The 13,908-nt window shown below is 62.8% G+C and carries 12 protein-coding genes; 9 read left to right on the forward strand and 3 right to left on the reverse strand.

Annotated elements, in window-relative coordinates; translation table 11 throughout:
- Window positions 1-999, forward strand: a complete 999-nt coding sequence (locus ASH00_RS06030; protein WP_056545927.1) for a thioesterase domain-containing protein — start codon at window positions 1-3, stop codon at window positions 997-999.
- 122 nt (window positions 1,000-1,121) lie between these two features.
- Here the strand turns inward: ASH00_RS06030 and ASH00_RS06035 are convergent, their stop codons facing one another.
- Window positions 1,122-1,901 (reverse strand): HAD-IIA family hydrolase, encoded by a 780-nt coding sequence (locus ASH00_RS06035; protein ID WP_157359012.1) that lies wholly within the window; start codon window positions 1,899-1,901, stop codon window positions 1,122-1,124.
- A gap of 69 nt (window positions 1,902-1,970) precedes the next feature.
- Between ASH00_RS06035 and ASH00_RS06040 the strand changes: the two genes are divergently transcribed.
- The gene (locus tag ASH00_RS06040) at window positions 1,971-2,615 is read left to right on the forward strand and encodes a TrmH family RNA methyltransferase (protein ID WP_056545930.1); all 645 of its coding nucleotides are present in this window, start codon (window positions 1,971-1,973) and stop codon (window positions 2,613-2,615) included.
- Here the strand turns inward: ASH00_RS06040 and ASH00_RS06045 are convergent, their stop codons facing one another.
- Window positions 2,616-3,125, reverse strand: coding sequence for a MarR family winged helix-turn-helix transcriptional regulator (locus ASH00_RS06045; protein WP_056545932.1), 510 nt, complete (start codon window positions 3,123-3,125; stop codon window positions 2,616-2,618).
- Window positions 3,126-3,293: 168 nt separating this feature from the next.
- Between ASH00_RS06045 and sigK the strand changes: the two genes are divergently transcribed.
- From sigK to ASH00_RS06065, 4 genes are all read left to right on the forward strand, one after another.
- On the forward strand, window positions 3,294-3,899 hold the full coding sequence (gene sigK, locus ASH00_RS06050) for an ECF RNA polymerase sigma factor SigK (protein ID WP_056545934.1): 606 nt from the start codon (window positions 3,294-3,296) through the stop codon (window positions 3,897-3,899).
- 82 nt (window positions 3,900-3,981) lie between these two features.
- Complete coding sequence (fbaA, locus tag ASH00_RS06055) at window positions 3,982-5,016, forward strand: class II fructose-bisphosphate aldolase (RefSeq protein WP_268760495.1); 1,035 nt, start codon at window positions 3,982-3,984, stop codon at window positions 5,014-5,016.
- Window positions 5,016-5,438, forward strand: a complete 423-nt coding sequence (locus ASH00_RS06060; protein ID WP_056545938.1) for a DUF3151 domain-containing protein — start codon at window positions 5,016-5,018, stop codon at window positions 5,436-5,438. Before fbaA ends, ASH00_RS06060 begins: the two co-directional genes overlap by 1 nt.
- 180 nt (window positions 5,439-5,618) lie before the next feature.
- Window positions 5,619-7,004, forward strand: coding sequence for an MFS transporter (locus ASH00_RS06065; RefSeq protein WP_056545939.1), 1,386 nt, complete (start codon window positions 5,619-5,621; stop codon window positions 7,002-7,004).
- A 5-nt stretch (window positions 7,005-7,009) separates the two neighbouring features.
- Here the strand turns inward: ASH00_RS06065 and ASH00_RS06070 are convergent, their stop codons facing one another.
- Window positions 7,010-7,645 (reverse strand): hypothetical protein, encoded by a 636-nt coding sequence (locus tag ASH00_RS06070; RefSeq protein WP_056545941.1) that lies wholly within the window; start codon window positions 7,643-7,645, stop codon window positions 7,010-7,012.
- A 172-nt stretch (window positions 7,646-7,817) separates the two neighbouring features.
- Between ASH00_RS06070 and ASH00_RS06075 the strand changes: the two genes are divergently transcribed.
- From ASH00_RS06075 to narJ, 3 genes are read left to right on the forward strand one after another with little or no spacing between them, the layout of a single operon-like run.
- On the forward strand, window positions 7,818-11,534 hold the full coding sequence (locus ASH00_RS06075) for a nitrate reductase subunit alpha (RefSeq protein WP_056545943.1): 3,717 nt from the start codon (window positions 7,818-7,820) through the stop codon (window positions 11,532-11,534).
- On the forward strand, window positions 11,534-13,234 hold the full coding sequence (gene narH / locus ASH00_RS06080; protein ID WP_056545945.1) for a nitrate reductase subunit beta: 1,701 nt from the start codon (window positions 11,534-11,536) through the stop codon (window positions 13,232-13,234). Before ASH00_RS06075 ends, narH begins: the two co-directional genes overlap by 1 nt.
- Window positions 13,231-13,908, forward strand: coding sequence for a nitrate reductase molybdenum cofactor assembly chaperone (gene narJ, locus ASH00_RS06085; protein ID WP_056545947.1), 678 nt, complete (start codon window positions 13,231-13,233; stop codon window positions 13,906-13,908). Before narH ends, narJ begins: the two co-directional genes overlap by 4 nt.

Consider the following 13,908-nt stretch of genomic DNA (forward strand, 5'->3'; position numbering starts at 1 on the left):
ATGACCAACGATCCGGAGCGGCTCCTCACCTATGCGCATGGCCTGAAAGGCATGTCGCGCCGGCGCTTCCTTACCGGCTCCGCTCTTGGGCTGGCCCTGGCCACGGACCTGTTCGTTACGCGCCAGATCCAGGAAGCCCGCGAAGAATTCACCATTATCCCTGTGGAGGATGAGTACGCAGACGCCACCTTCCCCAACGCTCGCTGGATCCTGTTCCCGGGATACAAGACGAGCTGGGAAGAAGGTGTCTGGATCATGAACTCGCTCCGGCCGGTGCTCAGCCGGCGGGCACGGTTGGCCGTCATGGGCTACTCCAACCGGGGCCTGGATATCTCCACCATCGTCGGCTCCCTGCGGCGCTACATCCGCACCCAGCAGATTGACACCCTGTATTTCTACGGGCACAGCTTCGGGGGAATGGTGGCCGTGGAGGTTGCTTCCCGGCTTCGTGAGGTGGGTATCGACGTCCGGTTCATCCTGCTGGATTCGAGCCCGCATGACCGGTTTGACGTGATCGACCAGGCAATGTTCGACGGCGTTGTCTACCTTTACGAGGCCGGTTACCGTGTTCCCACCGTTCTTCGCGGTAGTTACGAGCTGGCTGAGCGCATTGTGCACAAGAACGAGCGCACCTGGTCGCAGATCGTCGATCAGACCCTTGAGCAGCTCTCACCGTTGGCTCCGTCCAGTGTGCTGATCCAGTCCCAGGCGTCGTACATCTTTCATTACAACGTTGCCCGGTTCAGTCTGGGCAGCAGCACCGAACTGGCGTTCATCGGCAACCCGAATGACGGCACGGTGGATTACGCGACGGCGCGTCCCGGCTGGGCGGCGGCCTTCCCGGACAGCTTGGTTTCAGCGGACCTCATTACCGAGGGTGCTCTCCCGCCCCACGCCAGCCCGCAGTGGAACCCGCTGATTTACCAGGCTGTGGTGCGCGAACTGCAGCAGGAATTCCTTCCGATTCCCACCGGTGGAGCAGTGAAGAGCATCTCCTAGTTTCGTGCAGAACCGGCGCCAACCTGCCTATAGTCGCTTCAGAACGGTGGCAGACCTCGCACTTGCGCGGAATGCAGCCCAGAGCTAGGCGGCGATGTCCCGCAGGTTGAGGATGCCGGGCATCAGACCTGCTCGATGAGGTCCTGCACGGAGTCCACGATCTGCGCCGGCCGGAACGGGTAGGCATCGACGTCTTCCCGCTTGGTGATGCCGGTAAGCACCAGGACAGTATGGAGACCGGCCTCCATGCCCGCGATGATGTCTGTGTCCATGCGGTCACCCACCATGGCGGTGGTCTCCGAATGCGCGTCGATCTGGTTCATTGCCGAGCGGAACATCATCGGGTTCGGCTTGCCCACGATGTACGGCTCGCGGTTGGTTGCCGCTGTGATGAGCGCCGCTATTGCCCCGGTGGCGGGAAGCGGGCCCTCCTTGGAGGGGCCGGTGGTGTCCGGGTTGGTGGCAATGAACCGGGCGCCGTCCAGGATCAGGCGAATGGCCTTTGTGATCGCTTCGAACGAGTAGGTTCGCGTTTCGCCGAGCACCACATAGTCCGGATTCTGGTCGGTGAGGACAAAGCCGGCCTCGTGCAGCGCCGTCGTCAGTCCGGCTTCACCGATCACATAAGCTCGGCCGCCGGGCAGCTGATCGCGCAGGAACTGCGCTGTGGCGAGCGCCGAAGTCCACAGGTTTTCCTCCGGAACCTCGAGCCCGGAGGCCTTCAGCCGCGCAGCCAGGTCACGCGGGGTGTAGATCGAGTTGTTTGTCAGAACGAGGAAGCGGCGGGAGGTTGCCACCCACCGGTCAATCAGCTCCGCAGCTCCTGGGATGGCCTGATTCTCGTGAACCAGGACGCCATCCATATCAGTCAGCCAGCACTCGATGTGTTCGTTTTCGCGCATTTGCTTCTTCCGTGACGAAGTTGGAGGGGACATAAACCCGGCATCAGTCTTTCACTCTAGTCTTGGGGGGTGGAAGAAACTGTGGAAAACGCTCCGGCAACCGTGGGCGTGGGTCCCTGGGAGGGCGTGTGGCCCTCTGGTCCGCACTGGGACCCGGAGTTGCTGGCACACGGGGATACCCGGAACGTAGTTGATGAATACCGCTACTGGCAGCATGAGGCCATCGTTGCCGACCTCGATTCCAAGCGCCATAACTTCCACGTGGCCATCGAGAACTGGCAGCATGACCTGAATATCGGCTCAGTGGTCCGCACGGCCAACGCATTCCTGGCGCGTGAAGTGCACATCATCGGACGACGACGGTGGAACCGCCGCGGAGCCATGGTCACCGACCGCTACCAGCACGTTCGGCACCATCCCACGGTTGAGGAGTTTGTCGAGTGGGCGCAGGCAGCCGGGCTACGTGTGATCGGCATCGATAATTTCCCCGATTCCGTGCCGTTGGAAACGTATGAATTGCCGCGCGATTGCGTGCTCGTGTTCGGGCAGGAGGGCCCGGGCCTCACTCCGGAAGTCCATGCCGCAGCCGATGCCACGCTGTCCATCGCCCAGTTCGGTTCCACCCGTTCGATCAACGCATCAGCAGCAGCGGCCATCGCCATGCACGGTTGGGTGCGGCGCCACGTCTTTGGGCAACACACCATTCCGCAGTAGTCAGCCCTGCTGGTCCGCGTCGATCCCGTCCACGGCCTCGCGCAACCGGACAAGGAAATCAACGACGACGGCCGCATCCCCCGGTGGGAGCGTCTGAGCGACATCCATCATCCGCTGGTGCGTATTGCTCATGGTCCGCCGGGCGTCGCAATCCGGCTCTGCGCTCGCCTCCAGGACCAGTGCCCGGCGGTCGCTGGGGTGCGGTTTGCGCCGCACGTGCCCTGTCCGGGCCAGCCTGTCGATGAGGCTCGTGGTGGAGGCAGAGGAGATCCCCAGCCGAACAGCGAGTTCCTTGGGGCTGACTTCGCGATGATCATGCTGCGCCTCAAGCAGGTAGCGCAGCGCAAGGAAGTCGGTTTCGCCCATACCAGTGGAGGAGCGAGTGCGTCGGCGCATGGCGGTTTCGGAGGCACGGTAGTCCCGTAAGGCGTTGAGCACTGAGATACCCGGATCCAACCGGTCAGTTACGGTTCCCGCGGTGACGGGAACAGCCTGCGGAAGAGTGCTCATGTCCGTCAGCCTAGCATTTTGTTAGCGCGCCTTGCAGGACGCTTGCCATGTAGCTAGTTTTCCTAGGGAAATGGGTGTAGAACTGCTAGGAGGCTAACTATCAGAAGGAACAACCGCGATGACGATGAGAATCAACAGACCGCCCCGGATCTCACGTCAGGTTGTCTCATGTCGGTGACCGTCGCGGAGAGGCTTCCTTCGCTGAGTGAGATGCCGGAGCCGGACCTCGCCTCTCTCCTCATGCAGGTGGGGTTGGGTAACGAACGTGCATTCACCGCCCTTTACCGGGTCACGAGCGCGCGGATCTTCGGGCTGGTTCGGAGGATCGTCGTAGACCCCACGATGTCGGAGGAAGTGACCCAGGAGGTTTTCCTTCAGGTATGGAACAAGGCGCCGGAATTCTCACCGGCACTCGGATCACCCATCGCGTGGCTCATGACCCTCGCGCATCGTCGTGCAGTGGACAGGATCCGGTCGGAGCAGGCTCATCGGAACAGGTTCAACCGGTGGTCCACTGCCGAGGTGCTGACGCCTTTTGACTGCGTCATGGAATCGGTTCTGGCGCAGGACGAGTCGCAGGCGGTGAAGGCTGCCTTCGGTGTGCTGACCGAGAAGCAGAGGCAGGCAATCGAGATGGCGTACTACAAGGGGCTCACCTACGCGCAGGTGGCGGAAGTGTTGGGAACCCCTCTCGGCACGGTGAAAGCCCGGATCCGCGACGGCCTTGCACGGCTCAAGGATGCACTCGAACCCAATTCATCACTCGCGCCGTAAGGTTTCCGCGCAATTAGCGCCCTCGTTAGGATGGGACAGAAGCGAGGCTTCACCTGCGTGAGCCTTGAGTGCCCGAAAAACCATACGAGGAGTTGCCATGCCCATCGCCACACCGGACAGTTACGCCGAGATGATCGACCGCGCCAAGGCCGGCGGCTTCGCCTACCCGGCGGTGAACGTAACGTCCTCCCAGACGCTGAATGCGGCCATTCGGGGTTTCGCCGAAGCTGGCTCTGACGGCATCATCCAGGTTTCCACGGGCGGTGCAGCCTACTGGTCCGGCGCCTCCGTCAAGAACATGGTTGCCGGCTCCCTCGGTTTCGCAGCCTTTGCGCGCGAGGTCGCCAAGAGCTATGACGTCAACATTGCGCTGCACACGGACCACTGCCCGAAGGACAAGCTCGACGACTTCGTGCTGCCGCTGCTGGCCGCATCGGAGGAAGCAGTCAAGCGCGGTGAAAACCCGCTTTTCCAGTCCCATATGTGGGATGGCTCGGCCGAGACGCTCGAGGAAAACCTGCGGATCGCCAAGGAGATCCTGCCCCGCGCCGCCGCGGCGAAGATCATTCTCGAAGTCGAGATCGGCACCGTCGGCGGTGAGGAAGACGGAGTCGAAAACGCGATCAATGACAAGCTCTACACCACGGTGGAAGACGCAATGGCAACCATTGACGCCCTCGGAGCCGGCGAGCACGGCCGTTACATCACTGCGCTGACCTTCGGAAACGTTCACGGAGTCTACAAGCCGGGCGGTGTGAAGCTGCGCCCCGAAATCCTGAAGGACATTCAGGAGCAGGTGGGTTCGAAGATCGGAAAGGACAAGCCGTTCGACCTCGTGTTCCACGGTGGTTCCGGCTCCTCGGACCAGGAGATCGCTGACGCCGTTTCCTACGGCGTGATCAAGATGAACATCGACACGGATACGCAGTACGCCTTCACCCGCCCGGTGGCGGACCATATGTTCAGGAACTATGACGGCGTCCTGAAGGTCGACGGCGAGGTGGGCAACAAGAAGACCTATGATCCGCGCGTCTGGGGTGCGTCCGCGGAAGCCGGCCTGGCAGCCCGCGTTGTCGAGGCCGCCAAGTCGCTTGGATCAGCGGGCAAGAAGCTCTGATGTCGGACGAGTTCCGCAAGAACCTCCTGGGCCCGGAGCCTACGCTCCTTCCCGAGGAGCCGGATGTTGTGTCCCGTCTGGCGGCAGGGGACGAGGCTGTCGATCTGGCAGCCAAGCACCCGACGTCGTCGTTATTGTGGGCCATCCTCGCCGACGAGGCGTATGGCGACGGACGCACCATCGAGTCCTACGCCTACGCACGCACCGGCTACCACCGCGGGCTGGATGCGCTCCGCCGGAACGGGTGGCGCGGAGCGGGTCCGGTGCCGTACTCGCATGAGCCGAACCGCGGCTTCCTGCGCGCGCTGAACGCGCTCGGCCGTGCGGCGGCCTCGATCGGTGAGATCGATGAGGCGGAGCGCATTGCGAAGTTCCTGCGCGAATCGGACCCGGAGGCAAGCGAGAAGCTTTCCGGTTCGTAACTGTCGCTCCTTGAACAGGAACTTTTGCGCAGGTCTGGTGAGCTGACGACGTCGGCAAGTCGCCGGACCTGCCCGAAAGTTCCGTTGGTGGTGGGCGCCCTTTGACACTCCCGCAGCCGAACTCATAGTTTCGTTGTGAGACCCATGGGCGCCGTGGGCGCCTCCACACGAAGGAGACGCATGGCTGAGCAGGAGAGAACAACCGGACCTCCCACAACGGACGCAGGGGAATTCGCCACTCCGGATTCCGAAACTCCCGAAGGGAAACGGACACTTCGGAAGGCGATCGGCGCCTCCGCGATCGGCAATGGTGTCGAGTGGTTCGACTACAGCATCTACGGACTGATGGTGGTGTACATCAGTTCCATTTTCTTCCCGGGAGACCAGGCAACGGTCTGGGCGCTGGGAACCTTCGCCGTCTCATTTCTGGTGCGGCCATTCGGCGGGTTCTTCTGGGGTCCGTTGGGTGACAAGATCGGACGGAAGTCCGTGCTGGCGATGACCATCCTGTTGATGGCGGGTTCCACTTTCTGCATCGGTCTGCTGCCAACGTATGACGCCGCCGGCTTCCTCGCTCCGGCGCTGCTGGTTCTGCTGAGGTTGATTCAGGGCTTCTCTGCCGGCGGTGAGTATGGTGGCGCGGCGACCTTCATGGCTGAATACTCCCCGGACAGGAAACGCGGTTTCTACGGCAGCTTCCTGGAGTTCGGCACGCTCGCGGGGTTTGCCTTGGGCAGCCTGGTCGCTCTGTTGTGCCAATTGATCATCGGCGCCGACGCCATGGCCGACTGGGGCTGGCGCATTCCGTTCCTCATCGCGGGTCCCATTGGAGCGGTTGGTTGGTACCTTCGCAAGAAGCTCGAGGACACTCCCGTCTTCCGGGAGGCGGAGTCGAAGGGCGAAACCGAATCCAAAGCCGGGGTGGCGCTGAAGGACCTGCTGACCAAGTACTGGCGTCCGATCCTCTCGATGTCAGGGCTCGTAATCGCCCTCAACGTAGTGAACTACACGTTCCTGCAGTACATGCCTACCTACCTTCAGGTCACGATCGACATGGACGCGGACGCCACTTTTACCCTGCTGCTCATCGGACAAGTCGTGTTGATGGCCTTGATCCCCTTTTTTGGAGCACTGTCCGACCGGGTCGGACGCAAGCCTCTGTGGTGGTTCTCTCTGATCGGGCTGTTTGTCCTGGCAGTGCCGATGTACATGCTCATGGGATTGGGGTTCGGATTTGCACTGCTGGCGTTTGCGGTCCTCGGACTCCTCTACCTGCCGCAGCTTGCGACCATTTCGGCGATGTTCCCATCCCTGTTTCCCACCCACGTACGGTTTGCCGGCTTTGCCATTACCTACAACGTCGCCACTGCCCTGTTCGGCGGAACAGCCCCGGTGGTCAACGGAGCACTCGTGGAAAGCACCGGGAACAATCTGGTCCCGGCCATGTACATGATGGGCGCGTGCGTGATCGGAGCTCTCGCGCTCATCAAGACTCCCGAGACCGCGGGCCTCTCGTTGCGCGGACGCAACACACCCGGCAGCAAAGTGGCGGCAGAAGCTGCCTAGCGGCGTCAGGTATCGGAAACTGCCGTTGATTCGGTGAGCGGCAGCACCGTCGTCGTTACGTCCACCACCTGCGGCTTCTTCGGCACCGAGCTGAACCCGAACCGCACGCGGGGACGCACGCTCGTGAGCTCGCCGAGTGGATCGCCCGCCCACGACGCCGTTGCGGCGGTGATGACCCGGGCGCCGGTAACGCCGTAGAACTGCCGGCGGCCGTCCTTCGTGGTACCTGCTGTGCGCACGCCGGGCATGATGATTTTGGAGATGGGATTGATGGCAGTCAGCCAGCGCGGATGCGTGGCGATCATGGTAGGAATCAGGCCGAGCACACGCCCGACGACGGTTGACTCACCCAGTTCCGCGCGGATACTGAGTGGGCCGGCATCGAGGGCGAGCGAATCCTCTCCCATGCTGACCGTCAGCGGAACGGTGCGCACAATGTCGAAGGAATAGGCTCCGGACACGTAGTCGGCGACGGCCGACGTCGGAGCGAGCAGCGTGCGCGTTCCCTCGGCGCTCTGCACCATCACGTCGGTGAATGCACCGTACGGGGACGCGCCCCACATGCCGATGACGATGCGCACTCCCGATGTGGTGCCCAGGCTGGCGATGTGTCCAACGAATTGTTCGGTCTCGGCGCTCATGGTTTCCATTATGTACGGTGCGCTGCGTAGTTCCACCGGACGTCACTGATGCGCCCGATGTTGATGCGCCCGATCGAACTCGTTGCCCGCCAAAACCACACATTTACGTTGACTTATTCCAAACAGCTGAGAAACGCTGGTCAGTAATACTTGCCTAGCCTAGGTTGGTTTTATGGCACAGGGACCTGTTCGTGCGGGGCTTGATGGTTCGGCCTCTGACGCGTTGTTGAAGCTGGGGCGTTTCTTCAGCAAGTGGGAAGAAACCGATGACGGCCGGGCGGTTTTCAGGGAAGGCGGAAGAAGCGGCGACATCTTCTACCGGGACCGCTGGAGCCATGACAAAGTGGTCCGCTCCACGCACGGGGTCAATTGCACGGGCTCGTGCTCCTGGAAGGTGTACGTCAAGGACGGCATCATCACCTGGGAATCGCAGCAGACCGATTACCCTTCCGTAGGTCCCGACAGCCCGGAATATGAACCGCGCGGCTGTCCCCGCGGAGCGGCCTTTTCCTGGTACACCTATTCCCCAACCCGGGTCCGCTACCCGTACGGACGCGGTGTGCTCATTGAGATGTACCGGGAGGCAAAAGCCCGGCTGAAGGACCCCGTGCTGGCATGGGCAGACATTGTGAACGATCCCGATCGGCGGCGGCGCTACCAGCAGGCCCGCGGCAAGGGCGGCCTCGTCCGGATTCCCTGGCAGGAAGCAATCGAGATCGCCGCGGCGGCGCACGTCCACACCATCAAAGCCCACGGACCGGACCGGGTGGCCGGCTTCTCGCCGATTCCCGCGATGTCCATGGTGTCCCACGCCGCGGGTAACCGCTTCATCCAGCTCATCGGCGGAGTGATGACGTCCTTCTACGACTGGTACGCGGACCTGCCGGTGGCCAGCCCGCAGGTGTTCGGTGACCAGACGGATGTTCCGGAGTCGGGCGACTGGTGGGACGCGACCTACCTGATGATGTGGGGCTCGAACGTACCTGTGACCCGTACGCCGGACGCGCACTGGATGACGGAGGTGCGTTACCGCGGAACCAAGGTGGTCTCGGTGAGCCCCGACTACGCGGACAACACCAAGTTCGCCGACGAGTGGCTGCCTGCCCAGGCAGGCACGGACGCCGCGCTGGCAATGGGCATGGGCCACGTGATGCTCAAGGAGTTCTTCGTGGACAGGGAGGTCCCGTTCTTCCGCAACTACGTCCGCCAGTTCACGGACCTGCCATTCCTTGTCCGGTTGGAACAGCACGACGGCGGCGCACTGGTCCCGACCAAATTCCTCACCGCCGCGGATCTGAGCTCACATGCTCCGGGCGAGGATGATGCGTTCAAGACGGTCCTGTTCGACCAGAAGACCGGCCGGGTCGCCGTCCCCAACGGCACGATGGGACACCGCTACAACGACGACGGCATGGGTAAGTGGAACCTCGACCTAGGAGAGGTTGACCCCGCGCTGTCCATGCTGGAAACGTCCGGTGCCGGCAGCGCCGAGATCCTCATGCCGCGCTTCGATGACCCGTCCGGTGAGGCAGGAGTCCAGCGCCGCGGCGTTCCCGTTCGGGAGGTCGAAGGGCACCTCGTCACCACGGTGTTCGACCTCATGCTTGCCCAGTACGGTGTTGGCCGCGAGGGGCTGCCGGGGGAGTGGGCCGGCAGTTACGACGATGCTGCTACTCCCTACACGCCAGCGTGGCAGGAGGAGATCACGAGCGTCCCCGCGCAGGCCTGCATCCGGGTGGCGCGCGAGTTCGCCCGCAATGCCGAGCAGTCCAACGGCCGCTCGATGATCATCATGGGTGCGGGAATCTGCCAGTGGTTCCACGGGGATGCAACCTACCGGGCAGTGTTGTCGCTTCTGATGCTCACCGGGTGCATGGGCCGCAACGGCGGCGGTTGGGCCCACTACGTCGGCCAGGAGAAATGCAGGCCGATCACCGGGTGGATCTCATTGGCCAACGCGTTGGATTGGTCCCGGCCGCCGCGCACCATGATCGGCACGGGTTACTGGTACATGCACACTGACCAGTGGCGCCAGGACGGCTACTCCGCTGACGCGCTGAAGTCACCGCTGTCCACCGGAAACCTCGACGGCATGCACACCGCCGATGCCCTGGCGCAGTCCAACCGGCTCGGCTGGATGCCCTTCTACCCGCAGTTCGACCGGAACCCGCTGGATCTGGCCGAGGAAGCCCAGGACGCGGTGGATCGCGGTGAGGTGGCCGACGCGCCGTCGTACATTGCGGATCAGTTGAAAAGCCGCAAGCTCAATCCGGCCATTGAGGACGTCGACTCCCCGAAAAACTGGCCGCGCACCCTGATGCTCTGGCGGTCCAATCTGTTCGGAAGCTCGGCAAAGGGAAACGAGTACTTTCTCCGCAACCTGCTCGGGACCCACAACAACGTGATGGGCGAGGACCATTCCAGCGGCCAGCTTCCCGAGGACGTCACGTGGCATGAGGAAGCGCCGCAGGGGAAGCTGGACCTATTGGTCACCGCGGACTTCCGGATGACGTCGAGCACGCTGCTCTCGGACATCGTCTTCCCTGCCGCAACCTGGTATGAGAAACACGATCTCTCCTCCACCGACATGCACCCATTTGTCCATGCCTTCACCCCGGCTATTGACCCGCCGTGGCAATCGAAGTCGGATTTTGAGACCTTCCACCTGCTGGCCAGGGAGTTTTCCCGCCAGGCCAAGACGCACCTCGGTGTGCGCAAAGACCTGGTGAGTGTGCCGCTGCAGCATGACACCCCCGGGCAGGTTGCTCAGCCGGGAGGTGTGGTGCGCGATTGGCGCCGGGAGGACATTCCGGCTGTTCCCGGCCAGAACATGCCCAATTTCCATATTGTCGAGCGGGACTACACCGCTATTGCCGACAAGCTCGCGTCCGTGGGGCCGCTGGCCGACACGCTGGGCTTCACCGTCAAAAACATCACTTACCGTGTCAAACGGGAAGTTGACCGGCTGGGGCACTCAAACGGGGTCATGCAGGGCGGCGCGGGCAACGGCCGGCCGGCGATCGACACCGATTCGAAGATGGCTGAGGCAATACTGGCGTTCTCCGGAACCACCAACGGTGAGCTTGCCGTCCAGGGTTTCAAGGACCTCGAGAAACGCACCGGAGTGAAGTTGGCGGACCTGGCGGAGGGGTCGGAGGAGAAACGCATTACCTTCGCCCAGACGCAGGCAGGACCGGTTCCTGTAATCACCTCGCCGGAATGGTCCGGCTCGGAGACGGGGGGCCGCCGTTACGCTCCGTTCACCGTCAACGTTGAACGGTTGAAGCCCTGGCACACACTGACGGGACGCATGCACTTCTTCCTGGATCACGACTGGATGCGTGACGTCGGCGAGGCCCTGCCCATCTACCGGCCGCCGCTCGACATGAACCGGCTGTTCGGTGAGCCGAAGCTGGGCCCCGACGGCACCAGAGAAATCACGGTGCGGTACCTCACCCCCCACTCGAAATGGTCCATCCACTCGGAGTACCAGGACAACCTGCTGATGCTTTCGCTTTCACGCGGCGGCCCGACCGTCTGGATGAGCCCTGCGGACGCTGCCTCCATTGAGGTGAAGGACAACGACTGGGTTGAGTGCGTCAACACCAACGGCGTACTGGTCGGCCGGGCGATCGTCAGCCACCGGATGCCGTCCGGCGTCGTTTTCGTCTACCACGCACAGGAACGGACGATCGATGTACCGAAGTCCGAGGCGACCGGCCGGCGCGGCGGAATCCACAACTCGGTGACCAGGCTGCTGGTCAAACCGACCCACATGATCGGCGGCTACGCCCAGCTCGCCTACGCCTTCAACTATCTGGGCCCAACGGGAAACCAGCGGGACATGGTTACGAGGATCCGCCGTCGTTCACAGGAGGTGAAGTACTGATGCGTGTCATGGCTCAGATGGGCATGGTGATGAACCTGGACAAGTGCATCGGGTGTCACACCTGCTCGGTGACCTGCAAGCAGGCCTGGACCAACCGGGCGGGCACCGAGTATGTCTGGTTCAACAATGTTGAAACCCGGCCCGGGCAGGGGTACCCCCGGCGTTACGAGGACCAGGATAAATGGCGCGGGGGTTGGGAGTTGAACAAGCGCGGCCGCCTGAAACTGAAGGGCGGCGGACGGCTGAAGAAGATGCTTGGGCTCTTCGCGAGTCCCGTGCAGCCTGAGCTGGCCGACTACTACGAGCCCTGGACGTATGACTACAAGAACCTCGTGGACGCCCCGCTCGGCGACGACTTCCCCGTTGCCAGGCCGAAGTCGCTCATCACCGGGGAAGACACCAAGGTGACCTGGTCCGCCAACTGGGATGACAACCTGGCCGGCACAACGGAGATGGGCCATCTGGATCCGATGGTCGAGAAAGTCCGAAAGGAGTCCGCAGACAAGATCAAGTTCGAGTTCGAGCAGACCTTCATGTTCTACCTGCCGCGGATCTGCGAGCACTGCCTCAACCCCTCCTGTATGGCCTCCTGCCCCTCCGGCGCTATCTACAAGCGGGTGGAAGACGGAATCGTGCTGATTGACCAGGACCGCTGCCGCGGGTGGCGTCAGTGCATCACGGGCTGCCCGTACAAGAAGGTCTACTTCAACCACAAGACAGGGAAGGCGGAGAAGTGCACGTTCTGCTACCCCAGGATCGAGGTGGGACTGCCCACCGTATGCTCGGAGACTTGTGTTGGCCGCCTGCGCTATCTGGGCCTGTTCCTGTATGACGCAGACAAAGTAACCGAAGCGGCATCGGTTCCGGATGACAAGGATCTTTACCAGGCGCAGCTGGACGTGCTGCTGGATCCCAATGACCCGGCCGTGGTTGCGACCGCCCGCGAGCAGGACATCCCGGACGACTGGATCGATGCCGCGCAGCGCTCGCCCGTCTACGCGCTCGCGAAAGTCTACAAGATAGCCCTTCCGCTGCACCCGGAGTACCGCACCATGCCAATGGTCTGGTACGTTCCGCCGCTCTCTCCGATTGTTGACCTGCTGCGCGACCAAGGGCATGACGCTGAAGACCACGGAAACCTGTTCGGCGCCATCGACGAGTTGCGCATTCCGGTTGAGTACCTTGCCGAGCTTTTCACCGCCGGCGATTCCGAGATGGTTACCGGTGTGTTGAAGAAGCTCGCTGCCATGCGCTCCTATCTGCGCGGCATCAGCCTGGGCAACGATCCGGACGATTCCATTCCGGCTTCCGTCGGGATGGAGGGCGAAACGATGTATGAGATGTACCGGTTGATGGCTATCGCCAAGTACGACGAACGCTATGTGATTCCGAAAGCCCACGTGGAGCAGGCACACGATCTCGAGGAGCTGGGATGTTCCCTCGATTTCGACGGCGGCCCCGGCATGCAGGACTCCCCCTTCGGGGAGGCCAGCGGCGTACCGACACCGGTCGCAGTGGAAACGTTCAATGCGCTGCAGCAGCGGCAGACCTCCGACGCTCCCGGAGGTCGGGAGACGCTGCGTGGTCGGGTCAATCTGCTGAATTGGGACGGCAATGGTGTGCCCGAGGGCATGTTCCCTGACCAGCCGCGCGATGATCCGCAGGAATACGATCACTCCGATGGGGAGGAACGGCGATGAGCAAGCTCTTTGGCGGCTGGACGTCGAAGAGGTCTACGCACGAGGGACGCGAGGGAAGGGAGGCCGTCACCTACCTCGCCGCGGCCTGGTGCCTGTCCTATCCCGATGAGGAGCTGCTCGGCCGGATCCCGCTGATCCGGGCGGCTCTCTCCGAGCACGACGGCGCGCTTGCACCCTTTGAGTCCGTCCTCCGTCAGCTCGAGACCATTGCACTGCCCGACGTCCAGGCGACGTATGTGCAGGAATTCGACCTGAGCCGGCGGCACTCGCTCCATCTGTCCTACTGGACCGACGGCGATACCAGGCGCAGGGGCGAGGTGCTGGGCGAATTCAAGCGGGTGTACCGGCGCAGCGAGGTGTTGGTGGACCTGGACGGTGAACTGCCTGACTACCTGCCGATGGTCCTCGAGTTCGCAGCCACGGTGGACCCGGCTGCAGGAAGGGATCTGTTGCTGGGATTCCGCCCGAGCGTCGAACTGATCCGGTTGGCTCTCGAGGACGACAAGCTGGCGCACGCCGACCTCGTGCGTGCAGTGTGCGACACCCTGCCCGGCCCGTCACCCGCGGACCGCAACGCCGTCATGCGGCTGGCCAGACAAGGGCCGCAGACGGAATCCGTGGGCCTTGATCCGTATGATCCGCGCCTGCTCCCCCTGAGTTCATCGAAAGGTTGA

The sequence above is a fragment of the Arthrobacter sp. Soil782 genome (assembly GCF_001428435.1).
Taxonomy (GTDB): Bacteria; Actinomycetota; Actinomycetes; order Actinomycetales; family Micrococcaceae; genus Arthrobacter_D; species Arthrobacter_D parietis.